20 protein-coding genes and 1 tRNA gene are annotated in these 25,765 nt (G+C 65.4%); 10 read left to right on the forward strand and 11 right to left on the reverse strand.

Features of this window, described 5'->3' with window-relative positions:
- Positions 1 to 8: 8 nt before the first annotated feature.
- Positions 9 to 1,388 (reverse strand): macrolide 2'-phosphotransferase, encoded by a 1,380-nt coding sequence (locus tag HMI57_RS01230; protein WP_346655108.1) that lies wholly within the window; start codon positions 1,386 to 1,388, stop codon positions 9 to 11.
- Between the two features lie 131 nt (positions 1,389 to 1,519).
- Between HMI57_RS01230 and nudC the strand changes: the two genes are divergently transcribed.
- From nudC to HMI57_RS01245, 3 genes are read left to right on the forward strand one after another with little or no spacing between them, the layout of a single operon-like run.
- On the forward strand, positions 1,520 to 2,491 hold the full coding sequence (gene nudC, locus HMI57_RS01235; RefSeq protein WP_171584077.1) for an NAD(+) diphosphatase: 972 nt from the start codon (positions 1,520 to 1,522) through the stop codon (positions 2,489 to 2,491).
- A gap of 2 nt (positions 2,492 to 2,493) precedes the next feature.
- The gene (locus HMI57_RS01240; RefSeq protein ID WP_171584078.1) at positions 2,494 to 4,605 is read left to right on the forward strand and encodes an ATP-dependent DNA helicase UvrD2; all 2,112 of its coding nucleotides are present in this window, start codon (positions 2,494 to 2,496) and stop codon (positions 4,603 to 4,605) included.
- Entirely contained in the window at positions 4,602 to 5,180 is a 579-nt protein-coding gene (locus tag HMI57_RS01245; protein WP_171584079.1) for a M48 family metallopeptidase, read from the forward strand. The genes HMI57_RS01240 and HMI57_RS01245 overlap by 4 nt, the downstream gene beginning before the upstream one ends.
- Before the next feature lie 46 nt (positions 5,181 to 5,226).
- Here the strand turns inward: HMI57_RS01245 and HMI57_RS01250 are convergent, their stop codons facing one another.
- Entirely contained in the window at positions 5,227 to 6,270 is a 1,044-nt protein-coding gene (locus tag HMI57_RS01250) for an aldo/keto reductase (RefSeq protein ID WP_171584080.1), read from the reverse strand.
- Positions 6,270 to 7,700: a zinc-dependent metalloprotease gene (locus tag HMI57_RS01255; RefSeq protein ID WP_171584081.1), complete on the reverse strand. Its 1,431-nt coding sequence runs from the start codon at positions 7,698 to 7,700 to the stop codon at positions 6,270 to 6,272. The genes HMI57_RS01250 and HMI57_RS01255 overlap by 1 nt, the downstream gene beginning before the upstream one ends.
- Before the next feature lie 359 nt (positions 7,701 to 8,059).
- Here HMI57_RS01255 and HMI57_RS01260 point away from each other — a divergent pair, with 359 nt between their 5' ends.
- The 3 genes from HMI57_RS01260 (at position 8,060) to HMI57_RS01270 (ending at position 12,545) form a co-directional block, all read left to right on the forward strand.
- Positions 8,060 to 9,160 carry a S16 family serine protease gene (locus HMI57_RS01260; RefSeq protein ID WP_171584082.1) on the forward strand — a complete coding sequence of 367 codons (1,101 nt, stop codon included), beginning with the start codon at positions 8,060 to 8,062 and terminating at the stop codon, positions 9,158 to 9,160.
- 309 nt (positions 9,161 to 9,469) lie between these two features.
- Positions 9,470 to 12,400 carry a UPF0182 family protein gene (locus HMI57_RS01265; RefSeq protein WP_171584317.1) on the forward strand — a complete coding sequence of 977 codons (2,931 nt, stop codon included), beginning with the start codon at positions 9,470 to 9,472 and terminating at the stop codon, positions 12,398 to 12,400.
- Between the two features lie 71 nt (positions 12,401 to 12,471).
- A tRNA-Met gene (locus tag HMI57_RS01270) sits at positions 12,472 to 12,545 on the forward strand.
- 180 nt (positions 12,546 to 12,725) lie between these two features.
- Here the strand turns inward: HMI57_RS01270 and HMI57_RS01275 are convergent.
- From HMI57_RS01275 to HMI57_RS01285, 3 genes are all read right to left on the reverse strand, one after another.
- Positions 12,726 to 14,129: a deoxyribodipyrimidine photo-lyase gene (locus tag HMI57_RS01275; RefSeq protein WP_171584083.1), complete on the reverse strand. Its 1,404-nt coding sequence runs from the start codon at positions 14,127 to 14,129 to the stop codon at positions 12,726 to 12,728.
- A gap of 125 nt (positions 14,130 to 14,254) precedes the next feature.
- Positions 14,255 to 15,034, reverse strand: a complete 780-nt coding sequence (locus HMI57_RS01280; RefSeq protein ID WP_171584084.1) for a PspA/IM30 family protein — start codon at positions 15,032 to 15,034, stop codon at positions 14,255 to 14,257.
- Between the two features lie 75 nt (positions 15,035 to 15,109).
- Positions 15,110 to 17,257, reverse strand: a complete 2,148-nt coding sequence (locus HMI57_RS01285) for a TPM domain-containing protein (RefSeq protein WP_171584085.1) — start codon at positions 17,255 to 17,257, stop codon at positions 15,110 to 15,112.
- Positions 17,258 to 17,574: 317 nt separating this feature from the next.
- On the opposite strand from HMI57_RS01285, the gene HMI57_RS01290 reads away from it, so the two are divergent.
- The 4 genes from HMI57_RS01290 to HMI57_RS01305 all read left to right on the forward strand — a co-directional run bounded on the left by HMI57_RS01290 (position 17,575) and on the right by HMI57_RS01305 (position 21,732).
- Complete coding sequence (locus HMI57_RS01290) at positions 17,575 to 18,993, forward strand: trypsin-like peptidase domain-containing protein (protein ID WP_171584086.1); 1,419 nt, start codon at positions 17,575 to 17,577, stop codon at positions 18,991 to 18,993.
- A gap of 134 nt (positions 18,994 to 19,127) precedes the next feature.
- Positions 19,128 to 19,955 carry an electron transfer flavoprotein subunit beta/FixA family protein gene (locus HMI57_RS01295; RefSeq protein ID WP_171584087.1) on the forward strand — a complete coding sequence of 276 codons (828 nt, stop codon included), beginning with the start codon at positions 19,128 to 19,130 and terminating at the stop codon, positions 19,953 to 19,955.
- Positions 19,956 to 20,020: 65 nt separating this feature from the next.
- Positions 20,021 to 20,968 carry an electron transfer flavoprotein subunit alpha/FixB family protein gene (locus tag HMI57_RS01300; RefSeq protein ID WP_171584088.1) on the forward strand — a complete coding sequence of 316 codons (948 nt, stop codon included), beginning with the start codon at positions 20,021 to 20,023 and terminating at the stop codon, positions 20,966 to 20,968.
- 5 nt (positions 20,969 to 20,973) lie between these two features.
- Positions 20,974 to 21,732 carry a PIG-L family deacetylase gene (locus HMI57_RS01305; RefSeq protein WP_171584089.1) on the forward strand — a complete coding sequence of 253 codons (759 nt, stop codon included), beginning with the start codon at positions 20,974 to 20,976 and terminating at the stop codon, positions 21,730 to 21,732.
- 25 nt (positions 21,733 to 21,757) lie between these two features.
- On the opposite strand, the gene HMI57_RS01310 is transcribed toward HMI57_RS01305, so the two are convergent.
- The 5 genes from HMI57_RS01310 to HMI57_RS01330 form a co-directional block, all read right to left on the reverse strand.
- Positions 21,758 to 22,573 carry an anti-sigma factor gene (locus HMI57_RS01310; RefSeq protein WP_228720872.1) on the reverse strand — a complete coding sequence of 272 codons (816 nt, stop codon included), beginning with the start codon at positions 22,571 to 22,573 and terminating at the stop codon, positions 21,758 to 21,760.
- A gap of 16 nt (positions 22,574 to 22,589) precedes the next feature.
- Entirely contained in the window at positions 22,590 to 23,204 is a 615-nt protein-coding gene (sigK, locus tag HMI57_RS01315; protein ID WP_216607035.1) for an ECF RNA polymerase sigma factor SigK, read from the reverse strand.
- A gap of 249 nt (positions 23,205 to 23,453) precedes the next feature.
- A complete protein-coding gene (locus tag HMI57_RS01320; RefSeq protein WP_171584091.1) occupies positions 23,454 to 24,260 on the reverse strand; it encodes a class I SAM-dependent methyltransferase in 807 nt (268 codons plus the stop codon).
- Between the two features lie 23 nt (positions 24,261 to 24,283).
- Positions 24,284 to 24,751: a tRNA (cytidine(34)-2'-O)-methyltransferase gene (locus HMI57_RS01325; protein WP_171584092.1), complete on the reverse strand. Its 468-nt coding sequence runs from the start codon at positions 24,749 to 24,751 to the stop codon at positions 24,284 to 24,286.
- A 9-nt stretch (positions 24,752 to 24,760) separates the two neighbouring features.
- Positions 24,761 to 25,711, reverse strand: coding sequence for a J domain-containing protein (locus HMI57_RS01330; protein WP_171584093.1), 951 nt, complete (start codon positions 25,709 to 25,711; stop codon positions 24,761 to 24,763).
- Positions 25,712 to 25,765 lie beyond the last annotated feature (54 nt).

A 25,765-nucleotide genomic window follows, 5' to 3' on the forward strand; every position in this document is an offset into this window, starting at 1 on the left:
GCCCGGGGCTAGCTGGACTTGATGATGGGAAGCGCTGTCGTTTCGGTGTCCTCGGTAGGAACCCGGGAGACAGAAACTGCGCCTCCTGTTTTCGTGGCGGCGGGATCTTCGTCGGCAGGCTCCTCCTCACGGAGATCCTGCCCGGAAGTTACCTCGGCTACGAGTTCCTCAGGGGTGGTGCCGGCGAGATGGTCCTCGTCCGACAGCTCGCCGTCCCGGGGATCCCGCCCCTCAACGCCGTCGTCGGACGCGTCCGCGTCGTTGTGCAGGTCACCGTCGTCGAAACTGGCACTGTCGTCGAAACCGGCGCTGTCATTGAAACGGTCACTGTCGTCGATACTGTCACTGTCGTCGAAACCGTCACTGTCGTTAGGGTGACCGTCGTAACTGTCGTAGCCATCGTCGGTTCCGCCAGCAGGGCCCTGTTCTGCTAGGTGGGCTTCCTGCGCTGCCAGGTAGGCGGCGGCCGATGCTTCTTCGGCCTGCAGGTCACGATCGAGCGTGGCCATCATGTCTTCCGCCTCGGCGATCATTTCAGCGTTGTCCATGGCCACGCCCCGCACGAGCCACTGCGCCAGCGCGAACTCGGCAGCCAACGCGGCGCGCCGCATCAGGTGCGGGTCGGCGGCGTCCGCACGGGCGGAGAGATACGCGTCATGGACCTCGACGGCGAAACGCGGGTTCGTGGCGGCCAGGAGCCAGGCGAAGTCGTCTGCGGGGTCGCCCACCCGGAGATCGGTCCATCCGGTCACAGCGCTCACCCGACCGGCCGAAATTACCAGGTTGTCCTCATGCAGGTCCCCATGGACCACCGTTGGGTGGAACCGCCACAGGGTGACGTCCTCCAGGGCGTGCTCCCAGCGTCGCAGGAGGTGGGCGGGGATGCGGCCCGTGATGGCTGCCTGATCGAGTTCGTTCAGCTTCCGCTGCCGGAACTCGTTCGCCTCGTAACTGGGCAAATCGGCGTTGTGGACCAACAGCGGGGGAAGATCATGAATGGCGGCAAGCGTGCGTCCCAGTTCGCGGACCATCTCGGGGCCTCCGGCGGCTAGGCCGTCCAATTCGCGGGGGGACCCTTCCAGATGGGCGTACACGAACGTGCACAGCTCACCGTGGCGCAGGGTTCCGGCAATGTGGGGTACCTGGAACGGCAGTTCCGCGCGCATCGCGGGGGTGAAGGCTTTCAGCGCCTGGAGCTCGGTTTCGAGCCTCATGGAGGCGTCGGGGTGCTTCGGCGACCGCACCCGCCACTGCTTCCCCGAATCGTCGACCAACAGCGCCGATTCGAAGTCTGCAGCGTCATCCGGGACGCCTGCCACCCCGGTGGGGGTAAGCCCGGGTACGGCGGCGCTGGCAATCGCGGCGAGTTCCATGGGTGTCCGTTTCACATCCTCAACGGTAGGGCTGCCATCCGCATTATGGGGTGGTAACGGGCGGCGAGTCGTCAGAACCTCGTCCGCCCTCCGCCGAAAAGCACTGAGAAATGTGTTTTGGGGGAGCAAGAACGTACCGTAGAACCATGAGCGAAACCCTCCGGATCCCTGCACTGTCATCCTTTGGCAATCTCCCCCTGGCGCGGGTGTCCCTGGACCGGGGCGGGGCTCTCCGGTCCAGCCCTACGCTGCTGGATGAGCTGTGGGGAGCACCCGGCACCCGTGTGATGTTCATTGCGCAGGGCCGGTCACCGATGCTCGATGGCCGGCTGATGTTGAAGGACTCAGCCCAGGTGAAGCGTCCGGACACGCCGATCTATCTCGGCCGGACACTCGCTGATGACCCGGACCACGGCGGTGTCCCGGAGGGTACCCACATTCTTTTGGCGGTCCTGGATGCGGTGGACCCGGACATCCTCGACGACGATGGCTGGGTGGACCTGCGCGCGGCCGCGACTCTCCTGTCCGGCCGGGACGCGGGTATTTTCGCCCAGGCTGCCGCCATCGCCAACTGGCATGCCAAACACACCCACTGCCCCCGCTGTGGCACGCTGACCGAAGTTACTGAGGGTGGCTGGGTGCGTCGCTGCCCGTCCGACGGCACAGACCACTACCCCCGGACTGATCCGGCCATCATCGTCGCAGTCGTCGACGAAGCCGATCGGCTGCTGCTGGGATCGGCTGCTGCCTGGCCGGAGGGAAGGTTCTCGACCCTCGCCGGGTTCGTTGAACCGGGGGAGTCGCTCGAGGGCGCGGTGATCCGCGAGGTCGCCGAAGAGTCGGGGATCGAAGTGCATTCGCCGCAGTACCTCGGATCGCAGCCGTGGCCTTTCCCTGCGTCACTGATGCTGGGCTTCATCGCCACGGCCGTGAATACCAACCAGGTGCCCGACGGCGTCGAAATCATGGACGTCAGGTGGTTTACCCGCTCTGAGCTCGCAACTGCGGTGCGCGACGGCGACATCACCATCCCCACGGGAGTGTCGGTCTCCCGTGCACTGATTGAGCACTGGTACGGCGGCCCTCTCGATGAGTCAGTCGCGGAGGACCGGCCATAGGCATGGAAACAACTCTCGAAGAGAGGATCCTGGCCGGCCTCGACGACGAACAGCGCACAGTCGCGTCCACCCTCACGGGACCACTGTGTGTCCTTGCCGGTGCCGGGACCGGCAAGACCAGGGCCATCACCCACCGGATCGCCTACGGCGTCCACACCGGGGTCTACAAGCCGCAGCAGGTGCTCGCCGTGACCTTTACAGCGCGGGCGGCTGCGGAGATGCGCACCCGGCTCCGCGACCTCTCCGCCCAGGGGGTGCAGGCGCGGACTTTCCACGCCGCCGCACTCCGGCAGCTCCAGTACTTCTGGCCCACTGCGGTGGGTGGCCCGCTCCCTGCCCTCCTTGACCACAAGGCACAGCTGATCGCGGAGGCCGCCCGACGGCTGCGGCTGTCCACCGACCGCGCGGCCATCCGGGACGTTGCGGCAGAGATTGAATGGGCCAAGGTCTCGATGCTCACCCCCGAGCGGTACACGGCGGCTGCCGCCGGCCGGGTGGAACCCGCCGGTATGGACCTCACCACCGTGGCCCGGATCTTCGCCGGCTACGAGGACCTGAAAATTGACCGCAACGTCATCGACTTCGAGGACGTCCTGCTCATCACAGTGGGCATCCTGCAAGAGGACGAAAAGGTCGCGGCAACCGTGCGGGCCCAGTACCGTCACTTCGTGGTTGACGAGTACCAGGACGTTTCCCCGCTCCAGCAGCGTCTGCTCGACCTGTGGCTTGGCGACCGCCGTGAACTCTGCGTCGTCGGCGACGCAAGCCAGACGATCTACTCGTTCACCGGGGCGACGTCGCGTCACCTGCTCGACTTCACCGGCCGGTACGAGGGCGCCCAGGTGGTCCGGCTGGTGCGCGACTACCGCTCCACGCCGCAGGTGGTCCGGCTCGCCAACAACCTGCTCGCAGCCCGGACCGCCGAAACCGGAAGGCACCCCGGATCATCCAGCTGGTCGACCCCGCTGGAACTGATCGCCCAGCGGCAGGCCGGTCCTGAGCCGTCCTTCACCGAGTGCAGCGACGATGAAGCCGAAGCAGCCGAGGCTGCCCGCCGGATCGCCGCGCTGATGGACAGCGGGGTACAGGCCAGCGAAATCGCCATCCTCTACCGGACCAACGGGCAGTCCGCAGCCTACGAACAGGCGCTCGCCAGCGCCGGAATCGGCTACCAGCTGCGGGGCGGTGAACGCTTCTTCGCGCGCCGGGAAGTCCGGGACTCGCTGCTGCAACTGCGCGCCGGGGCACGGACCGCCGGGTCCGACGACGTTCCCCAGCTGGTTCGGGACATCCTGGCCAGCCTCGGCTACACAGCCGTAGCGCCAGGAAGCTCAGGCGCCGTCAGGGAAAAATGGGAATCGCTCGCCGCGCTGGTGGCACTGGCCGACGAGCTCAGCGAGTCACGGGCGGCTGACGGGTTCACCCTGCAGGACTTCGTCGCCGAACTGGAGGAGCGGGCCGCAGCCCAGCACGCCCCCACCGTCCAGGGAGTCACCCTCGCCTCCCTCCACGCGGCAAAGGGCCTCGAATGGGACGCGGTGTTCCTGGTGGGACTCAGCGAGGGCCTGATGCCGATCTCCTTTGCCGATACGCCCGAGGCGGTTGACGAGGAGCGCAGGCTCCTCTACGTCGGAATTACCCGGGCGCGGGAACACCTGGCCCTGTCCTGGTCGACCGCCCGCACCCCGGGTGGGCGGGCCAGCCGCAAACCCACACGCTTCCTCGACGGACTGCGCCCCACCGCCGACGGCGAGCGGGTCTACCGCACGCCGAAGGCCCGGCAGCCACGGAAGGTGTCGGCCCCGTCCACCTGCCGGGTATGCGGGAAAGTACTGGGCTCCGGGTCCGAGCGCAAGATCGGTCGCTGCGCTGATTGTCCGGCGACCTACCAGGAAGCCACGTTCGAGGCGCTGCGGGCCTGGCGGCTGGAACAGGCACGAGAGAACGACGTGCCCGCCTTCGTTGTCTTCACTGATGCCACGCTGGTCGCCATCGCCGAAGCGCGGCCGGAAACCATCGAATCCCTCGGTGGTCTCGCCGGGATCGGCCCGTCAAAGCTGGAGAAGTATGGCGAGTCAGTCCTCGCCATCATCGCGGACAGCAACTCCTCATGACGGCCGCGCCCGCCGACGGCTGGTCGCGGGGGACCGGCAACCCGCCCGTTGAGGTCCGACGCTCGGCGCGCCGGCGGCGCACTGTGAGCGCGGACCTGCGCGACGGCGTCGTGATCGTTTCCATCCCCGCCCACTTCAGTGCCGCGCAGGAGAGGGAATGGGTGCACCGGATGGTTTCCAAGCTGCAGTCCAAACACTCACAGACGCCGCGGCACGCCGATGGCGACGGAACCACGGGACCCACGGATGAGCTTCTGCAGCGGGCAGCCGGTCTGTCGCGGGAATACCTGCAGGGGCGTGGCCAGCCCCTGAAGATCGGCTGGGTGCGAAACCAGAACTCCCGGTGGGCTTCAGCCACTCCGTCACGCAGGACGATCAGGCTTTCCCATAAGCTGCAGGGCATGCCCGACTGGGTGGTGGACTACGTCATCCTGCACGAGATGGCCCACCTGATCGAACCATCACACAACAGGAGCTTCTGGCGGCTGCTGGAGGCGTATCCCCAGACCGAGACGGCCAAGGCATTCCTTGCGGGCGCGGCCTTCGCGGCCAACCACGGGTTGGTTGGCCGCTAGACCATGACCGGGTCTTGGCCGTGACCTGGCTCCGTCAGGGGTGTTGTCAGCGGCGTCGCCGGGCTGCTTCGAGCCAGTAGTTACTGAAGCCCGCATCGGCCGGATCGATGTTCGTACCGGGGGGAACAATTTCGTCGATCCGGTCAAGGGTCGCGTCGTCGAGGTCCAGGGACGCCGCGTCGAGCAACGACTCAAGCTGCTCCATCGTGCGGGGCCCAATGATCGCGCTGGTGACCCCCGGGTGGCGGAGGACGAAAGCCAGCGCGAGATGAGTCAGCGGAACCCCCAGGTCATCAGCCAGTCCACCCAGGGCATCGGCCGCCTCGAACTTCGCAGCGGTGACGGGGTTGGTCAAGTCGAAAGGATCCTTCTCGGAGCCACGCCGCGTAGCAGGAAGATCCTGGCCCTTACGGTACTTCCCGCTCAACCAGCCACCGGCGAGCGGGCTCCACACGAGGGTCCCCATCGCATGGCGGTGGGTGGTCGGCAATAGGTCAGCTTCCACTGCCCGCGCCAGCAGGGAGTAGGGCGGCTGCTCGGTGACGAAGCGGGAGGTGCGACGCTCCCGGGCGGCCCACTGGGCTTCAACCACCTGGGAGGGCTGGAACGTCGACGAGCCGATGTACCGGACCTTGCCCTGGCGGACGAGGTCATCGAGCGCACCGAGGGTTTCGTCGATGTCAGTGTGCTCGTCGGGCCGGTGCATTTGGTACAGGTCGATGTAGTCGGTGCCCAGCCTGCGCAGTGAGTCCTCGACCGCGCGCATGATCCAGTGGCGGGAACCGCCGCGGTAGTTGGGAAGCTGTTTCATGCCGTTGAAGAATTTGGTGGCGATCACCAGATCCTCGCGGTTGCCATGCTCGGCGATCGCCTTGCCGAGAATTTCCTCCGACTCGCCGTATGCGTAGATGTCGGCGCTGTCGATGAAATTGATTCCCGAATCGATGGCGCGCCGGATGATCCGGATCGAATCCTGGTGGTCCTTGTTGCCCCAGTCGCCAAACATCATGGTGCCGAGGCAGAGGCGGCTGACCTCCACACCGGTCCGGCCAAGCTGGGTAGTCGGCTGGGTCGTGGTGGTCTCAGACATTAGGCTTTCTCGTCTTCCGGATTGTCGTCGTCGTTGTCGTTCGGCTCAGCTTTATCAGTCGGGTCAGCCCCATCCGCTTCGGGCGCTTCGTCAAAACCGCCGTCGAGCAGACGCTGCAGCGCCGCATCAACCTCGGAGTCCGAGGACTCGGCAAGCTGTCGCCGCTGGCTGAACCCCTGGGGGTCGTCGAGGTCTTCTGCTGTTGGCAGCAGGTCTGGGTGCTCCCAGACCGCGTCCCGTCCCTCAATGCCTCGCTCCTCGGTGAGGTGTGCCCACAGCGCGGCCGCGTCACGGAGTCGCCGGGGGCGTAGCTCAAGTCCCACGAGCGAAGCGAACGCCTGCTCGGCAGGGCCGCCGGTGGCGCGGCGCCGCCGTACCATTTCCCGCAGGGCGGCCGAAGATGGCAGGTTGGCGGTGGCGGCTGCGGTCAGCTCGTCGACCCACCCCTCCACCAGTGCAAGGGCGGTTTCGAGCCTGACCAGGGCGGCGTCCTGTTGTGGAGTGCGTCCCGGCATGAAAACGCCCTCGGAGAGGGCAGCCTGCATGGACTCGGGGTTGGACGGGTCAATGTCCCGAGCGACCTCTTCGATTCTTGACATGTCGATGTGGATCCCGCGGGCATAACTTTCCACAGCACCCAGCAGGTGGGCGGACAGCCAGGGCACCCTTGTGAACAAGCGGGTATGGGCGGCTTCCCGCACGGCGAGGAACAGCCTGACTTCCTGCTCGGGAATGTCCAGGCCCTCGCCGAACGCGCTGACGTTGGCAGGGAGGAGTGCCATCTGCCCCTCAGCAAGCGGCACGCCGATGTCGGTGGAACTCACCACATCCTTGGACAGGCCGCCGACCGCCTGGCCCAGCTGCATCCCGAACATGGCGCCACCCAGGTTCTGGAGCATCGATGACGCTCCGCCCATCATGGTCTTCATTTCCTCAGGCAGCTGCTCCGAGATCGCATCGGAAAGAGCCTTCGCGATGCTGACAGCTACCGGTTCGGTCAACCGCTTCCAGGTGTCCATGGTCGCCTCGACCCATTCGGCGCGCGACCACGCACGGCCGAGGGTGCTGGTGGAAGGGAAATCAGTCACCGGATCCAGCCACATTTCGGCGAGCTTCAGGGCCTCGTCGACGTCGCGCCGCTGCTGTGGCGTGACCGAGGGATCGCTGTCGGATGCCGCGACACGTCGGGCGTGTTCATGGGCGAGCTTCCAGTTCACCGGCCCGTCGCTTTGCGCAGCGAACATCGCCTGCACCTGCTGCATCATCATCGCCATCGCCTGGGGGTCGGAGGGCAGCCCCGCTGCTTTGGCCAGCTCCTGCGGATCCATACCCTGTGCGTTACCACCCATCAGGCGCGCCAGCATTTCGGCGAGGGGGTCCTTGGGGGTGTCGCCGTCGTCGTTCGACGGATCTGACGGGTTGGAGGTCACTGCTACCACCGGTCCTGGAATTGGCTGCTGTTGGATGTGGCTGCTGCTGGAGCCGGAAGTGGCTCAGGTGCAGCCGGTGAACTACTTGTTCTGGCGTCCACGTTACCCGCCGCTCTCTCGCGTTGTCCCGGGCGCGCTGAACCGTTCGCTGAGGGCAAAGCGGACACCTGGCCAGCGATAGGTGCCCTCGGCCGGTGCAGGAAGTACGCTGGAGAGGCTCACGCGTGGGGTCCGGGGAACTGGCAAAGTCTGGCGAGGACAAGTTGTTCCATCACGCACTACCAGCCAAGAGCGCAGTGTCTGATCGTTGCGGCAGTGTCTGAAGACGGCAGTGCCTGAATTCAAGAGAAGGTTCCCTGTTGACCCAGCCCACCCACGTCGACGTCCCGGCGCCGCCCACCAAGGCATCCAGGGACCCCCGCTTTACGGTGATGGTGGTGTCGGGATTCCTGGCGCTCCTGCTGGGTGCGGCGGCGATCCTGCTGCCCGCGCCCTACGTGGTGGAGTCTCCCGGCCCCACCTTCAACACCATCGGGGAGATCGATTCCCAGCCGCTCATCGAGGTGGAAGGCAGGGAAACCTTCCCCACCTCCGGCGACCTGGATCTGACCACCGTGTACGTGACCGGCGGGCCGGGAACCCAGCTTGGCATCTTTGAAGTCTTCAGGGCATGGCTCGACCCCACCGAGTCGGTGGTGCCCCGGGAGCTGCGGTACCCGCCCGATGTCACGCAGGAGGACATCCAGGAGCAGAACGCGGTAGCGATGACGTCCTCCCAGGAATCGGCAATTGCCGCAGCCCTCGCCCACCTGGACATTGAGTTCGAGGAGGAGCTCTCCGTCGCGGGCCTGGTCGAGGATGCGGCCGCGACAGGAATCCTTGAGGAGGGCGACGTCATCACCTCTGTCGACGGGACCGAAGTCACCAATATAGGGGTGCTCCGGAGCTCACTGAACGCTGCGAACGGCGAGTCGGTCGACATTGGACTGCTGCGCGACGGCGGGGAGGTCACAGAGGCCGTCACCCCCAAGGAGTCACCGGAGGGGGACTTCCAGCTCGGGGTGGGGCTGGTCGCCAACTTCACCTTCCCGTTCGACATCACCATCGCCCTCGACAACGTCGGCGGCCCGTCGGCCGGATCGATGTTCGCCCTCGGGATCGTCGACCTCCTCACCGAGGGTGAGCTGACCGGGGGCAAACACTTCGCCGGCACCGGAACCATCGACTCGGCCGGCACCGTGGGTCCCATCGGCGGGATCCGCCAGAAACTTGCGGGTGCCCGTGAGGCGGGGGCCGAAGTGTTCCTGGCCCCGGCCGCCAATTGCGACGAGGTGGTGGGTCATGTTCCCGACGGGCTGCAGGTGGTCCGGGTGGAAACCCTCAACGACGCCGTGGCAGCGGTCAGCACTCTCGGCGCCGGCAACGACGGCGCCGACCTTCCCACCTGCGAAGCCGGCTGATCGGGGAGAACAGCACCTCGCCGATGCTTCCTCACGGCTGGTTTGGACACGATTTCATTTCGATCTTGGGTCAACAGGCTCGGACCGGAACGAAATTGGGCTGCTCAGACGTGTTCAGGGCAGAATGGAAAAGCATGGAACTACTGCGTCGCACTGCCGATCTGGGCAGTGGGAACGGGGTTTCCGTGATCCAACGGATCCAACGATGAGGTAAATGTGACTTCCGGAGAAGACCGGCCGTTCGGCGGCAGGCCGAGCCAGACCAATTCCAACAGCGCGAAAAGACGCAGCCCGCTCATCCCGACGTTGGTGGTGCTGGCCGTGCTGGTCATCGCCTTCGTCTGGGTCTCCCAGATCTACGCCGATGTGCTCTGGTACAGCCAGCTCGGATTCGTCGAGGTCTTCGTGACGGAGAACCTGTCCCGGATCGGCCTGTTCGCAGCTGCATTCCTCATTATGGGGATCTGCGTGTACTTCAGCCTCCGGGTTGCGTACCGGTCACGGCCGATCTATGCCCCTGACAGTGCGGTCCAGGACAACCTGAACCGGTACCAGGCCCAGCTGGAACCCATCCGCCGCCTCCTGATGCTCGGCATCCCAGTGGTGCTTGCGGCCTTCGCCGGCACCGCCGCCGCTTCCCAGTGGCAGCCGGTCCTGCTGTTCTTCAACCAGGAGCCCTTTGGCGAGGTTGACCCCGAGTTTGGCCTGGACATTGCGTTCTACGTGTTCACCCTGCCGTTCCTGACCTTCCTGATCGGCTTCCTGATCAGCGTGGTCATCATCAGTGCCATCGCCGGCATCCTGACCCACTACCTCTACGGCGGCATCCGCCTCGAGGAAAAGGGCCTCTTTACTTCCAAGGCAGCCCGCGTCCACATTGCCATCCTCGCGGCGCTGTTCCTCCTGTTGCAGGGCGTCAACTACTGGCTGGACCGCTACGCCACCCTGACCGGTACCGGCGGACGCTGGGACGGGGCTCTCTACACCGACGTCAATGCGGTGATTCCCACCAAGGCGATTCTCGCCGCAGCCGCGATCATCGTCGCCGTCCTGTTCATCGTCTCCGCCGTCATCGGCCGGTGGCGCCTCCCGATCATCGGCACCGCGATGCTGATCATCGTGGCTATCCTGGCCGGCGGCGTGTACCCCTGGGTCATCCAGCGCTTCCAGGTGGTGCCCTCAGAGTTCAGCCGTGAAGAGCCGTTCATCGAACGCAACATCGATCTGACGCGTGCGGCCTACGGGCTGGACGAGGTCGAGGTCAGCGCATACAACCCGACGGACATCCCCGAGCCCGGCGCCCTTGACGAGGACGGCGAAACCACTGCGAACATCCGGCTGCTCGACCCGAACCTGGTCAGCGACGCCTTCAGCCAGCTCCAGCAGTTCCGGCAGTACTACCAGTTCCCCGAGACCCTCAACGTCGACCGGTACGAGATCGACGGCGAAGTCGAGGACACTGTGATCGCTGTTCGTGAACTGAACACTGCGGGCGTACCGGACGGCTGGATCAACGAGCACGTCCTGTACACGCACGGTTACGGGATTGTCGCTGCAGCGGGTTCGACCACCGAACCTGATGGCCGCCCGACCTTCATCCAGTCGGGGATCCCGTCCACCGGGTCCCTGGGCGATGAGTCGACCTATGAACCCCGGATCTACTTCGGCGAGGAATCCCCGTTGTATTCGGTAGTCGGCGCACCCGAGGGTGCCAACCCGATCGAGATTGACCGCCCGCAGAGCGAGGAATCCGACCAGCAGTCGCGCAGCACCTTCCAGGGCAGCGGCGGACCCGACGTCGGCAACATCTTCAACCGGTTGGTGTACGCGCTGAAGTTCCAGTCGACCGACCTCCTGCTGTCGGACCAGGTCAACAGCGAATCCCAGATCTTCTACGATCGGGATCCAGTGGAGCGGGTCGAAAAGGTCGCCCCTTACCTGACCCTCGACGGCAACAGCTACCCCGCGATTGTCGACGGCCGCGTGAAGTGGATCATCGATGGGTACACCACCACCGCCGACTACCCGTACTCGACGCAGCAGGAGCTGCAGTCGGCAACCCAGGATTCACTGACCGCCGAGGGGCTTGCCACCACGCTCCCACCGGAGCAGGTCAACTACATCCGTAACGCGGTCAAGGCGACAGTCGATGCCTATGACGGATCAGTGGACCTGTACGCCTGGGATGAGGAAGACCCGATCCTGAAGGCGTGGCAGAACATCTACCCCTCCTCGTTGCAGCCCTACAGTGCCATGTCGGCTGACCTGATGGCTCACGTCCGGTACCCGGAGGACCTCTTCAAGGTGCAGCGTGAACTGCTCGCCCGGTACCACGTGACCGAGACTGAGCCTTTCTACAGCAACAACGAGGCCTGGAGCGTTCCGAACGATCCGACGCTTGAAGGGGAGGCCATCAGTGTCCCCCAGCCGCCGTACTACCTGTCACTGCAGATGCCCGAGCAGGAGGGGGCCAGCTTCTCGCTGACCACCCCGTTCATCCCGTTCGTCCCTGCGGGCCAGGAGGCACGGAACGTGCTCTACGGCTTCCTGGCCGCCGACGGTGACGCCGGCACTGGCGAGGATGGCGTGAAAGCCGATACCTACGGCACGCTGCGGCTGCTCGATTCATCAGGCCAGGACTCAGCGGTCGGCCCCGGTCAGGCTGCCAACCTCTTCAACTCGGACACCACCGTGTCGCAGGAGCTGAACCTGCTGCGTCAGGGTGCTTCCGAGGTGATCAGCGGTAACCTGCTCACCCTGCCCATCGGTGGCGGCGTGGCGTACGTGCAGCCGGTCTACGTTCAGTCGTCCGGCGACTCGTCCTTCCCCGTCCTGCGGCGGGTTCTGGTGAGCTTCGGCGAAGAAGTTGGTTTCGCGCCGACCCTCGCGGAGGCCCTGGACCAGGTCTTCGGCGGAGACTCGGGAGCGGTGACCGGTGACAGCGAGAACGTCGGCGAGACGCCGGTCGATCCTGCTGCTCCACCGGTGGAGGGTGAGCCCACCGAGGGCGAACCTACTGAAGAGCCCACCGCACCGGCGACCGGCGGAACCGATGATCCGGCAGCTGACCTTCGGGCGGCGCTTGAGGACGCCAACACGGCGATCCAGGAGGGGCAGGATGCCCTCGCCGACGGTGACTTCGCCGCCTACGGTGAAGCCCAGGATCGTCTGAGCGACGCTCTGGCACGGGCACTGGAGGCCGAAGAGCGGCAGTCAGGGGCCGCGCCAGCAGGGGAGTAGGGCAGCGAATAGCCGCCCGATTCCCGCCGATTTGCACTATCCACCCCGGGGCCGTAACGTTGAGTTTACGCCGCGGGGTGGAGCAGTTCGGTAGCTCGCTGGGCTCATAACCCAGAGGTCACAGGTTCAAATCCTGTCCCCGCAACGAGAAAAAGATCCCGGCCAGTCACAGACTGGCCGGGATCTTTTGTGTGCCCAGACGAGCCCCCCGACCCAGCCCCCGGAACCAGTTTGCTGGACCAGCCCGGAGGGCTGCGCCCAGGGCTTTCACCGGCGCAGCCCCGACGGCTCATCCACTTCGGGTTGGGGGGGCCTTCTACCGCAGCTAGCTGCCGCGGAGGTCCTGGTAGGCCGACAGGGCACGTTCCCTGGTTTCTGCCAGGTCCACCACCGGGGAGGGGTAGCCGCCCGGTGCTTCGGCATCCTTCCACGGCTCGTGGACGTTTCCCGCAGCCCTCAGTTCCGGAACGAAGCGCTTGAGGTACGCGCCGTCCCGGTCGAACTTCTTGCTCTGGGTGACCGGATTGAAAATCCTGAAATAGGGTGAGGCATCGGCACCCGAGCCCGCAACCCACTGCCAGTTCGCCGGATTGTTGGCGGGGTCGGCGTCTACCAGGGTGTCCCAGAACCATTGCTCTCCCACCCGCCAATCCACCAGCAGATTCTTGATCAGGAATGACGCGGCGGCCATTCGCACCCGGTTATGCATCCAACCGGTGTCCCACAGCTGGCGCATTCCCGCATCGATCAGTGGGTAGCCGGTGCGTCCACGCTGCCACGCACCCAGTTCGCCGGGTGTTGGCGTCTGCCACGCGAACCCATCAAAGTCCCGCCGGTAGTTCTGGGTCGCGAGGTCGGGGTTGTGGTACAACAACTGCCAGCAAAACTCGCGCCAGCCCACCTCGGAGCCGAAGACCTGGATGTCCTTCGCTATCGAAGGGTTGGTGGCAGCCTTCGATGCGTGCCAGATCTGGAACGGACTGATCTCGCCGAACCGCAGGTGGGGTGAGAGCCGGCTGGTGCCCTCGACACCGGGCAGGTCCCTGTTCCCGGCGTACCCGTCAACCGATCCGCCCAAAAACTCATCCAGCCGTTCGGCGGCTCCGTCCTCGCCGGGGGTCCACTGTTCCTGTAGTCCTGCAGACCAGTCCGGCCGGGTGGGGAGTAGGCCCCAGGCGGCGAGGTCCTCCGACGGCAGAGAGGGGCCCGCCAGGCGCTCAGGAGCGGGCAGGGGTGCCCGTGGTTCGGGCTGGTCCCTGCAGGCCCGCCAGAAGGGCGTGAACACCTTGTATGGTCCACCGGCACCGGTGTTGATCTGCCAGGGCTCGAACAGGAGGTTGGCCTGAAAGCTGGTTGCTTCTACCCCATTGTCGCCACACCACGACTTCAGCGCAGCGTCGATGGTCCGCTCCGGCTGTCCATACCGACGGTTCCACAGGACCCGGTCGGCGCCGGTTTCTTGCACCAGGGAGCGGATAACATCACCGGCTGGGCCCGAGCGCAGCACCAGTTGGCCGCCAAGCTGTTCGATGGCTTGGCCAAGTTTGGCAAGTGAATGGTGGAGCCACCAACGGGTGGCTCCACCGAGAGGGCGGATACCCTCGCTCTCCTCGTCGAAGACGAAGCAGACAATAGTGTTTTCGGCGTCAGCCGCGAGGGCTGCGGAGAGCGCTGGGTTGTCGCCAAGGCGTAGGTCATCGCGGAGCCAGACAAGTTGTTGTTCAGACATGATGCCAATCTACCTGTCGCGGGGGACAGGAAGAGGGCAGCAAAAAGCCGGCGCCCTTCGCTCTGCGCCGGACGCCGGCTTTGTGCTGCGATCCCCGGGGGTCTACCCGGGGGGATCGCTGAGTGTTACTGGCCGGGCCGGTATTCCTCGGAGTCGCTGCCCTGCCCGATGGCCGACGGCGTGCGGCCGCCGGAGCCGCCGGACTTCAGGGCGGCGAGGCGCGCTTCGACCTCGGTCTGTTCGCCCAGGTCTTCGAGGCTCTCGAACTGCGAATCGAGGCTTGAATTGGCCAGTTCAGCCTGACCGAGCACGCGGGCCTCCTCGCGGCGGATCTTCTCCTCGAACCGTCCCACCTCGCTGGTGGGGTCCATGAAGTCGATGCTCTTCACCGCATCGTGCACCTGCTGCTGGGCCTGCGCGGTGCGGGAGCGGGCGATCAGCTCGTCGCGCTTGCTGGTGAGCTCGTTGAGCTTGCCCTTCATCTGGTTGAGACCGGTCTTCAGCTTCTCGACGATCTCTTCCTGCGACCCGATGGTCGGCTCCGCGCCGCGTGCCTCGTTCTCGGCGGTCATCTGGCGCTGGATAGCTACCTTGGCCAGGTTATCGAACTTCTCGGCATCGACCGTATCGCCGGCGTTGCGGTACTCATCGGCCTTCTTCGACGCGGCAAGTGCCTTGTTGCCCCAGTTTCGGGCGTTGTCCAGGTCTTCCTTGTAGTCCTCCTGCAGCATCCGCAGGTTGCCGATGGTCTGGGCCACAGCGCTCTCGGCCTCGGCAATGCTGTTGGTGTAATCACGGACCATCTGGTCCAGCATCTTCTGGGGGTCTTCCGCCTGGTCCAGGAGGGAGTTGATGTTTGCCTTGGCTAGCTGGGCGATACGTCCGAAGATTGACTGTTTTACCATGGGTTTGCCTTTCAATTCGCGTCTGTTCTGGATAGGTTTTCACCACTGTGGTGAGGTCTGTTGCCGGGGTGTGGGCTAGAAATCGCCGCCGCCACCACCGAAGTCGCCGAAGCCGCCGCCGCCCCCGCCGAAGCCTCCAAAGCCGCCGCCGCCGAACATGTCGCCGCCGCCACCGCCGAAGCCTCCGCCGCTGTCACCGCCGCCGCCCCCGAAGAGGCCTCCGCCGCCACCGCCACCGTTGAGGATTCCACCAAGGAGGATGCCGCCGAGAAGGGCTCCGCCCATTCCACCGCCGCCCTGGTTGCCCCGGCCTCCGAACATGCCTCCACCACCGAAACCGCCCATGCCGCCGCCGAAGCCGTCGACATCCTGCTGGGCTATCTGGGCTGCCTGCTCTGCCAGTGCCGTTGCCTGCTGTGCGTGGGACAGTGCGGCGACGGGGTCGTCCGACTGGATCTGGACCGCGTAGTCAAGGTTCCGTTCCGCCTCGGCGAGACGGGTGCGGGCCTCGCTTCCGACTCCACCTCGCCTGGCACGGATGTAGTCGGAAGTTCCTGAAATACGCGACTGGGCCGCCATGATGGCATGCTGCAGCGCCTCACGGGCGCGTTGCGTCTGTTCGGTCTGGTTCTTTACACCGCCCAGCGCAGCGTCCAGCTGTGCATGGGCAGCCTCGGTGCGTTGCAGGAGCGACACCGGGTCAACCCTGCCCGCTGACGACTCGGTACGGACCGTGTTGAGGGCAGCCTCCGCCGAGGCCACCGGGCCAGCCAGTTCCTGATGCTGACCCGTCGCGAGCATCGCCTGCGCCTGCGCCAGGTCCTGGGCGGTGTCGGAAACAGAGCGATCCAACTCCTCCTTGGCCGCATCCAGTTCGGTAGCCCGCTTGCTGATGGCCTCAAGGAGAACAGTCGTCTGGTGAACACTTTCCTCAGCCGCCCGGACGGCGATCACCGCCGACCCGGTATCACCGGCATCCAGGTGCTGCTGGGCCGACGCGGAGGCGCTGTCGACGAACTCCAACCGTTCGTTGGCCTGCTCGACGTTGTCCTGTACCTGCGAGGTGGCCGAATCCGCGTACTTCTGCTGCAACTGCCGCAGGGTCTGCTCTGCGGTTGCCACACGGGTCCTGACCTCCTCGGCAGAGCGCTGGGCCGCCGCCAGGGCAGCGGGGGCGTTGCGTTCGAGTTCCCGGAGGGCGTCGAAGTCCGCCTTGTGCTCCTGAAGTGAGCTGTTGACCGATTCGCAGCGGCGGATGATGTCGCCGAGCCAGGTGCGCTGTTGTTCCTCGGTGTCAGGAATATGGTCATCGAGCTGCTGCTGCAGTTTGAAGGACTCGCTCATGTGAGTCTTGGCAGCAGCGATGTCGTCGACGAAGGGCTGCACCGCTGCATCACCGTACTGGGCCTGGGCGAACCCGACTTCCTGCTCGCTGGACTTGATGGCATCATCGGCGGCAATGAGGAGGCTGCCCGCTTTCTTCCTCAGATCCTCGACGCTGAAGGCCGCCAACGGGTCGAGGACCTCGCCGTCTGGTCCGCGTCCTGGACCGAAGTCCTGGGTTTCGGTGGGGCCGCTGGTGAGCGATTTCTGGCTGCGGGACCGGAGGAAGAAGAAGCCACCGATACCGGCGAGCGCCACCAGGGCACCTACTAGAATAATCGCGCCCAAAGCGCTGCCACCGCCGTTCGATTCGTTGTCGTCATTCCCTGAACCGCCGGTCTCACCGGCGAGAGATTCTGAAACTCCTGTGGCAGCTGCAACACCGGCTGCTGCCCAGTTACCATCCTCCAGTTCGGGCAGGATGTAGGACGTGTAAATCTGGGGCGCATCCGCGCGCACGGGGCTGGAGTTGGCGGCCACAAAATTGGCCTGGCCCGAGCTGCTCTCGTCTCCGATCGCGACGGTCAGCAGCAGGTCGGATTCGCCGAGTCCGCTAAGTTCGGCGGTCTGGGCTGTCCACTCCTCTGGGTCTTCTGGATCAGTGAAGGTGTCGACATAAACCACCCGCAGCCGGTACCCCTCTTCGTCCCTCAGCTGGGCGATCGCATCTTCGAGTTCGGCCAGCCCGCCCGAGTCGAGGACACCGGCGTCGTCGATGATCTCCTCCGCACCGAAGTCGACCGGCGGCGCAGCGTACACGCCGGGAAGTGTGGTCAGGGGCAGCATTAGTGCAGCGGTGACGCCTGCTGTTGCCGCGAGGCGCCTGGTGCTCGATCGCATTCAATACCCTTCGATGAGTGTCCCCGGAATCCCAGTGAACGGCGGGCCAGCGGTCGGTGGCAGATGCACCCACGCTGTCACACGCCCTTTTTGAATTCTAGGGTGCACCAGTGGGGCAGTCCACCTAACCCCATCTGCCCCTAGCGAAACAGGGGCCACCGCCGCCCCGATCTTTGCGGTGGGCGGCGGACCCGAGGAGAATAGCTGACAGGAGCGCCATGACGTCCGGTTGGCTCACAGTATTCACCCAGCGAACATCAGTCAAAGGTCCAGAATGCTTTGGCATAGTTCGATGCATCGAGACGAAAGGCATTCCGATGACTGATGACAACTTGCACGGGTTCGAACGGAACATCCCACCGCGCCCGCAGACACCCCCATCCCACGTGTGGGCGGATTCCTCTCGTCCAGATGAGGGAAACGGTGGTCCTCCGACTGCCGAGCAGCCCCATACCGCCGCCTACGACGACGGCTCCCACTCCAGTGGTGGCTTTTACGGATCGGCCCTGCCCCCTGCAGCTCTTCCGCAACAGCGGGACAAGAAGCGCTTCGGTACCGCTACCTTCGTCAGCGGGGTCCTGATTGCGGGGCTGATCGGCGGCGGCGTTGTCGCAGGCGCGGACCAGCTGCTCGGCGGAGAGACAGTCACGCCGGCTGCCACGACCGGCCAGTCACAGTCGGTCGTCGTCAACGACACCGAAAGCGTCAATGAGGTCACCGGGGCCGCCGTCAAGGCTTCCCCCAGTGTGGTCACGATTGCCGTGAGCGGCGCCGGCTCCGGCGGCTCCGGTTCGGGCATCGTGCTTGACGACGAGGGGCATATCCTCACCAATACACACGTGGTCACCCTGGGCGGGCAGGTCAGCGATGCTGCGGTGGAGGTCCGAACCAGTGACGGGAGGGTATTCCCCGCGGAAATCGTCGGAACCGACCCGCTGTCCGACCTCGCGGTGATCAAGGTTGATGCTCCGGATCTGCAGCCGGCCACCCTCGCGGACTCGGATGCGCTGAATGTCGGCGACACCGCCATCGCGATCGGTGCTCCGTTGGGCCTGAGCGGAACGGTGACTGACGGCATCATCTCGACCCTCAACCGGACCATCAGCGTGGCCTCCTCGGCGGTGCCCGAGGAATCGGCTGATGCTGCCCCCGAGCAGGAAGGCGACGGTTTCAACTTCCTTCCGCCCGAAGGGACAGAGGTACCCCAGAACCAGGCACAGGGATCCATCTACCTGAACGTCATCCAGACTGACGCAGCTATCAACCAAGGGAACTCCGGTGGAGCACTGGTGGATGGCCAGGGCAATGTGATCGGTGTCAACGTTGCCATCGCGTCGGCAGGATCGGCGGAAAGCACCGGAAACATCGGTGTCGGCTTCTCGATCCCGATCAACTATGCGGAGCGGGTGGCCCGGGAAATCATCGAGGAAGGAAGCGCCTCCCACGGATTCCTGGGGGTGTCGGTCTCGCCATCAGCATCAGAAAATTCCAGCGGGGATACCTCTTTCTCCGTCGGCGCTGAGGTTGCTGGGGTTGAACCGGGATCTCCGGCAGCCAGCGCCGGGTTCCAGGAGGGTGATGTCATCACCAACGTGGCAGGACGGCAGATCACCGATCCACGCGACCTCACTGCGGCAGTCAGGATGCAGGCAGAGGGGGACACCGTAAGCGTCGAGTTCCTGCGCAACGGTGAAACCCAGACCGTTGACGTCACCGTGGGGCAGGCAGAAGGGTAACTGCCGACCACCGGTTGTAGCGCAGGGCGGCTCTCCTTGGGAGACCGCCCTGCTTCGATGACTGGCCCCGCCATCGGGGGACCCCGATATGGTTAGCTAGGTCAGGGGAGATCCCCGTCAGAGGAAAGGCAGCAATGGAAGACGCATCGCAGGCAGGCCTGGACATCGTGGTCCTGGTAAAGCATGTGCCAGACGCGCAGTTCGACCGGCATATCAGCGGCGAAGACCGGACCACCGTCCGTGAGGAGAGCATCCTCTCGGAGCTCGACGAGTATGCGCTGGAAGCAGCGCTGCAGATTGTCGAGGCGCATGGCGGGGAGGCCGCCGGACACCGGGTCACTGCCGTTACCATGGGCCCGCCCGCCGCCGCCAGCGCCGTCAAGAAGGCGCTCCAGATCGGGGCCCACGCGGGGGTCCACCTGAGCGACGAGGCCCTCGCAGGCTCGGATGCGGCTGGCACCTCCCGGGCGCTCGCCGCCGTCGTCCGCCACCTCGGCGCCGTGGACCTGGTGCTCACCGGGATGGCATCGACCGATGGCGAAACCTCGCTGGTGCCCGCGCAGCTGGCCGAACGCCTGGACCTGCCGCAGGTCACTTTCGCCTCATCGCTGGAGGTGCAGCAGCAGGACGGTTCCTGGTCGCTGACGGCACGCCGGGACGGTGACGTCTACTCGGAAACGGTTGAGGCCACCCTGCCGGCCGTGGTCTCGGTGACCGATCAGATCAACGAGCCACGGTACCCGAACTTCAAGGGCATCATGGCCGCGAAGAAGAAACCTCTGACGACCCTCTCACTCGAGGACGTCGGCGTCGACGCCAGTGAAGTGGGGCTGGCGGGTGCCTGGACGAGAGTCCTGACCGCCGATCCCAGGCCGCCCCGGAGCCAGGGAACCATCATCAGCGACGAGGGTGACGCCGGAATCAGGATCGTGGATTTCCTTGCGGCGCAGAAACTGCTGTAGCAAGCCACAGCTGCCGTGGCAATCCACCGAATTCCGTGCCCGAATAGCGCAAAGGAGCCAGCTTAATGGCCACCGTTCTTGTACTGATTGATCAGCCCGGCGAAGGCCTGCACAAAAGCCATCGCGAGCTGCTCACCATTGCCTCCGGTCTCGGCGGCGCAGCCGTCGCCTTCCTCGGTGACCTCAATGAAGCGGTCGCGCAGGAACTGGGGGCGCGGGGGGTGCGAACCATCTATCGGCCTTCCTCGGCCGATGTCGGGGAGTTCCTTGTCGCAGGCAAGGCCGCGTTCCTCGCGGCCACCGTCCGGGCTAGTTCACCCTCGGCAGTCCTCCTGGGGAACAGCTTTGAGGCCAAGGAGATCGCCGCGCGAGCAGGTGTCCAGCTGACCTCTGGGGTGATCACCGACGCCGTCGCGATCGGCGAGGACTTTTCTGTCACCAAGTCAGTGCTGGCCGGTTCGTACGCGGTCGAGGCGAAAGTCATCACCGGAACGCCCTTGATCACGGTCAAGGCAAACACTGTCGACGTTGCACCTGCGGGCGACGGCGGGGCCCCCGAGGTTGTGACCGTCGACTCGGCGATGCCGGCCCGCGCGGCCCGGATTACAGGACGCACCGCGAAGGCCGCCAGCGGGCGGCCCGAGCTGACCGAGGCCCGGGTGATCGTGGCCGGTGGACGGGGAGTGGACGGTGACTTCACTCCGGTGGAGGAGCTTGCGGACGCTCTCGGCGGTGCCGTCGGGGCGTCCCGTGCGGCCACCGACGCGGGCTGGATCGAACATTCCGCGCAGATCGGGCAGACAGGGAAGACCGTGTCGCCGCAGCTCTACATTTCGGCGGGTATCTCGGGTGCCATCCAGCAGAAGGCCGGCATGCAGACCGCTAAGGTCATCATTGCCGTCAACAAGGACGCAGACTCCCCAGTGTTCGAAATTGCTGACTTCGGGGTCGTCGGCGACCTCTTCAAGGTGCTTCCCCAGGCCACCGCCGAGATCATCAAGCGCAGGTCCTGATCAACGTGTCAGCGATCTTTGACCCGGACCGCCACCGGATCACCAGCGTCCTGTGTTTCGCGGCCCACCCCGACGACATCGACTTCGGTGCCGCTGGAACGGTGGCGCAGTGGACGGCCGCGGGCGTGCAGGTACAGTACTGCATCATGACCGACGGCGACGCCGGTGGTTTTGACGCGGCGCAACGGGACACCATGGTCGAGCTTCGCCGGAGCGAGCAGATAGCTGCGGCCCGGCAGGTTGGCGTCCAGGATATCCATTACCTGGGGGAGCTGGACGGCTACCTCGAACCATCAACCGACGTCATCAAACGGGTGGTCGAGGTCATTCGCAGGGTGCGTCCCGACGTCGTGATGTCGATGCACCCTGAACGAAACTGGGACCGGATCCAGAAGAGCCACCCAGACCATCTCGCCTGCGGCGAAGCCGTCACCCGGGCGGTATACCCCGCCGCGGAGAACCCCTATGCCTTCCCCGAACTGGAAGCCGCCGGTCTGGCAAGCCATCGGGTGTCCTGGTTGTGGTTCTACGCGGGCCCGACTCAGCTGGAAAACCACTTCGTGGACATCACCGACAAGGTGGAGGACAAGCTGCGCGCCCTGCATTTTCATGGCAGCCAGCACCCCGACGCCAGCCGGATGGATGAAGCGGTCCGTCAGATGCTCCAGGCCAACGCCGCGCGTGGGGGGCTGGCCCCTGGACGCAGCGCCGAGGTCTTTCAGGTGGTCCCGGTCAACTCCGAGCAGACCATCGCCGGATTCTAGCCACCCATCCCAGCAGGCCGGAAGCTTAGGCTTCGAGGGGAATCTCAGCGACCAGCGGAAGAGTGGGCTGTTCAGACCCGCCATCGGGTTCGACGGTAATCGCGAAGCCCATCGACGAGCCGACCCCTTCGACTGTGGTTACCAGCGAATCTTCGACGTCTTCACCGGTCATGGTGCTGATTGATACCGGGGCAGAGCCATCGGTGGGTACGCGCCACATCTGGTACACCTTCCCGGCAGGGGGAGCGGGCACCTCTCTGAGCGTAATCACTGCTGCGTCCTCGGCTCGGGAGAATTTGAGCTCGGCCGTGCCGCCGGCGGGGATGGTAAACGTCTCCGACTGGAGGTCCTGTGCCTGCAGCACTTCCTGCTCGACGGAGGTCTGTTGAAGGTTTTGTACAACACTGACTCCGCCGACCGCGATCACTACGGCTGCGGCGGCGGCAACCAGCCAGCGTCCCACGGGACGGGATTTGCGCTGCCTGGACTCCCTGCGGGCGGCCAGATCGTCAGTCGTGTCTGGAGTCTCGGCTGTGTGCGGGGGAGCCCCCTGCACTCGGGGAGCAGCCAGGCTGGCGGGCAGCTGGGAAAGGATACGGTCGAACAGAGCGGCGGGCGGCTCGACGTCGTCGACGGCGTAGGCCCGCGCCAGGGTTTCCCTGGCAGCGCGGACGCGATCGTCGAAGGCTTCGCGCTCCGGGGCGTCAGCGGCGGCCAGATGCGCCTCAAGGACCGTCCGCTCGGGATCGCTGAGCGCGTCCAGGGCGTACATTTCAGCCCACTCAAGTGCGCGGCCACCCTCCAGATCCTGCCGAAGGTCCGCAGTCGATTCGTCAAACATTGAGTTGTCCTGCATCTCAGTTCACCCCCAAACAGGTTTTGAGTCGGAGTAATCCGTCACGGATCCTCGATTTGATGGTTGGTACTGCCACGCCGAGCTTCTCAGCGACCTCACGGTAGGTCAGGCCCCCGTAGTAGGCGAGCTTCACTGACTCCTGCTGGGTGTCGGTGAGCGTGTCAAGGCATTTCACCACGGTCTCCGCTTCGAGACGCTGCGTGACAGTGTCCACGACGTTGTCGTGATCGATCTCCTGCATCGCCGCCCCGTAGCGGGCTTCCCGGTCGGTGGAACTCTGCTCCGACCGGACCTTGTCGACGGCCCGCCGGTGGGTCAGGGTCATCAGCCACGCCATGGGGGTGCCCATCTCCGGCCGGAACCGGTCGGCAATATTCCAGACCTGAAGGTACACCTCCTGGGTGGTGTCCTCACTCAGCTCCGGGTCGATCAGGACCCTGCGTGCCAGACCATACACACGGCGCGAAGTCTGCGCGTAGAACGCGGCGAACGCTTCCTGGTCTTTGGCAGCCACCCGCAGCAGAAGATCGGTGAGGGTGTCTGCGGTGGGTTCAACGGCGAATCCACTCGCTGATGAACCTGCTGAGGTAATCCTGCTGGCTCGTGGCGTTTCCATATACTCCAAGCATAAAGCGCCCCGTCCACGATTCCGAACAGGTGACCGCCTGGTACGGAGCAACTCGGTAGTGCCCCCCGTGTACCCGCTCATCCGTCCCACCGTCCTGATCCTGTGTCCGAGGACAGTCACCTCACCATCCGGGACGTCGAGTGCCCAGCCCAGGCGGATCAGCATTTGCTGTCATGAATAATTCGGAGCTGACGCCACGGGGGATGGGAGAGGCCAGCGGGAGATCTTCAGCCAGCCCTATTCGGCGGTCTCGGCAACGGCGACGAGGGAACGGGCATCGAGAACGTAACCCGTTCCCAGCCGGTCAAGAAATCCGCTCCGGATCCGTTGGATCGCTGCGGGATCCTGGGGGAGGAGGTGGCGGAAGAGCGAACCATGCACGAGCGACCAGGCCGATTCCTCATCGAGGGGTACCTCAAGGGGCACAGAGTCCACGCCTGCCGTGCTGAAACCGTTGGCCAGCAGCCACTCGCCCAGTCGCTCGGCGGAGGCCAACTGTTCCATGTTGGCCAGCTCCCGCTCCAGCAAGGCCTCTCCCTCGGGCGGTACCTCCGCCGAGCAGGCTTCCTGCAGGATCTGCCGGAACTCAGAGTGCGCGCCCGTGTCCCAGGTGCTCAAAGCGATCCGCCCGCCGGGCCGCAGCAGCCCCGCCAGCTCGGTGGTGGCGACCGCCATGTCGGGAAAGCGGGGCAGTCCGTAGCAGCAAAGCACCACATCGTACGGAGCTGCAGTGGTCCACTCAGCCAGTTCGGCGGTGTGGAACCGGATTTGTGCCAGGCTCATCGCCTCAGCTTTCGCCCGCGCCAGGTCCAGCAGGGACGACGACGGGTCAAGGGCGTCCACCTCTGAATCCGGACCCGCGAACTGTGCGGCCGGGATGGTGCTCGCCCCGCTGCCGCAGTAGACGTCGAGCACCCGGTCACCCAGGACGATGTCGGCCGCGGCCGCGACAGCGTTCCCCATCGGGTTCCACAGGGCTGGGGCAAGACGTTCAAAGTCCTCGGCGCCGGTCTCAGACACATCTTCGGCATGGCGTGGTGGCATGGTGGCTCCTTGTGGGGTGCGGATCAGCTGCCGGCGCCGCTAAAGCTGTGCTGCCGCCAGGCCTCATAGAGAACGATTGACGCCGAATTGGCGAGGTTGAGCGACCGCCGGGTGGGGAGCATGGGCAACCTGACCCGGGCCGTAACCCGCGGGTCGTGTTTCACGTCCGTCGGGAGTCCCACGGACTCGGGCCCGAACAGCAGCACGTCGGAAGCCTGATACGAAATGTCGGCGTAGGAGGTCTCACCGTCCGCGGTGAAAGCGAACACCCGGTCGGGGGAGAGCGCCTCCCAGGCGCTCTCAAGGTCCTGATGCACCCGGAGCACCGCTAGATCGTGGTAGTCGAGCCCCGCGCGGCGGAGCTTCGCATCATCAAAGTTGAAGCCGAGGGGTTCCACCAGGTGCAACTCGGCACCCGTCACCGCCGCAAGACGGATGGCGTTGCCGGTATTGCCCGGGATCTCGGGAGTATAAAAAAGGATGCGGAACACTTTTCAATCCTAGCGCTCGGCGTACTTCAACAGTCGGCCCAGCACCGGGAGCTGCACCACATACGGCTGGGGTCCGCCACCCAGGAACTTCCGGAGCTCCCGCAGGAGGGTTCCAGGGTTGGCGACATGGACTGCCGTCAGTGCTGACTTGTCCAGGGACGGTGGGTAGTCGACGATGGGCTCGAACGGGTTGCCCTCCGCGCCGTGCAGCACGAGCCACGCCTGGACGTTGCACTCGGGGAAGAGGTCCTGCACGCGCCGCACGGATTCGATGATGCGCACCTCTCCGGCGATCTTGCCGTTGCGGCGCAGCGCAGCACCGTCCCACCGGTAGTTGCCCGGAGGGGCGAGCAGCGAGTCGATGACGGCCAACCGGTAGCCGGCCAGGACCGCGTGCCCGGCTTCGGTGCCGGCGTCGTCCCCGAAACGTAGCCCATTAACCAGACGCGCCGCGGGAAAGCCCTGAAGGAAATGGTGCTCCAGCAGCGCGGAGGTGCGGCGTTCTCCGTCGTACCGTGAACCGCCGTTGGATCCGAGGCGCGCGAGGAATCCGGGCTGTCGGGCGGTGCCATGCACCTGGCTGCCCGCAAGCGTCAGGGGGATTACCGGTGGCTGTTGGGGAGAGAAGGGCGGCTCGTAGACCGCTGGCCGCTGGAAGGCCTCGTCGTCGCCCGCCGGAGCGCCGGGTGCCGTGGCAGAGGTGCGGGACGGTGGGCGCGGAGCAGGCTTGTCGCGGCCCGTCGCACTGCCGCCCAGTCCCTGGTCGTAGCGGCGGCGTCGTTCGGGGTCCGCGAGGGTCTCGTAGGCGACAGCCACGTCGTGGAACTGTTCGGCGCTGCCACCAGCGTCCGGGTGTGTCGACCGGGCAGCCCGGCGGTAGGCGTCCTTCACCTGTTTGGCGGTGGCATCCCGTGACAGCCCGAGAACGGCGTAGTAGGTCCGGTCGGACGGGGTCGCCATGGGTGCCTTTCATCTTCGGTGGGGCTTGCGCATCAGGGCAAGACTGTAGACGTA

Origin of the sequence: Arthrobacter sp. 260, from assembly GCF_013116745.1 — a bacterium.
Classification (GTDB): domain Bacteria; phylum Actinomycetota; class Actinomycetes; order Actinomycetales; family Micrococcaceae; genus Arthrobacter_D.

Excerpts from the sequence above, each read along its gene's own strand:
- nudC (WP_171584077.1), top strand. The coding sequence starts at position 1,520 with ATGAGCGAAACCCTCCGGATCCCTGCACTGTCATCCTTTGGCAATCTC.
- HMI57_RS01240 (WP_171584078.1), top strand. The coding sequence starts at position 2,494 with ATGGAAACAACTCTCGAAGAGAGGATCCTGGCCGGCCTCGACGACGAA.
- HMI57_RS01245 (WP_171584079.1), top strand. The coding sequence starts at position 4,602 with ATGACGGCCGCGCCCGCCGACGGCTGGTCGCGGGGGACCGGCAACCCG.
- HMI57_RS01250 (WP_171584080.1), bottom strand. The coding sequence starts at position 6,270 with ATGTCTGAGACCACCACGACCCAGCCGACTACCCAGCTTGGCCGGACC.
- HMI57_RS01275 (WP_171584083.1), bottom strand. The coding sequence starts at position 14,129 with ATGTCTGAACAACAACTTGTCTGGCTCCGCGATGACCTACGCCTTGGC.
- HMI57_RS01280 (WP_171584084.1), bottom strand. The coding sequence starts at position 15,034 with ATGGTAAAACAGTCAATCTTCGGACGTATCGCCCAGCTAGCCAAGGCA.
- HMI57_RS01285 (WP_171584085.1), bottom strand. The coding sequence starts at position 17,257 with ATGCGATCGAGCACCAGGCGCCTCGCGGCAACAGCAGGCGTCACCGCT.
- HMI57_RS01290 (WP_171584086.1), top strand. The coding sequence starts at position 17,575 with ATGACTGATGACAACTTGCACGGGTTCGAACGGAACATCCCACCGCGC.
- HMI57_RS01295 (WP_171584087.1), top strand. The coding sequence starts at position 19,128 with ATGGAAGACGCATCGCAGGCAGGCCTGGACATCGTGGTCCTGGTAAAG.
- HMI57_RS01300 (WP_171584088.1), top strand. The coding sequence starts at position 20,021 with ATGGCCACCGTTCTTGTACTGATTGATCAGCCCGGCGAAGGCCTGCAC.
- HMI57_RS01310 (WP_228720872.1), bottom strand. The coding sequence starts at position 22,573 with ATGTTTGACGAATCGACTGCGGACCTTCGGCAGGATCTGGAGGGTGGC.
- sigK (WP_216607035.1), bottom strand. The coding sequence starts at position 23,204 with ATGGAAACGCCACGAGCCAGCAGGATTACCTCAGCAGGTTCATCAGCG.
- HMI57_RS01320 (WP_171584091.1), bottom strand. The coding sequence starts at position 24,260 with ATGCCACCACGCCATGCCGAAGATGTGTCTGAGACCGGCGCCGAGGAC.
- HMI57_RS01330 (WP_171584093.1), bottom strand. The coding sequence starts at position 25,711 with ATGGCGACCCCGTCCGACCGGACCTACTACGCCGTTCTCGGGCTGTCA.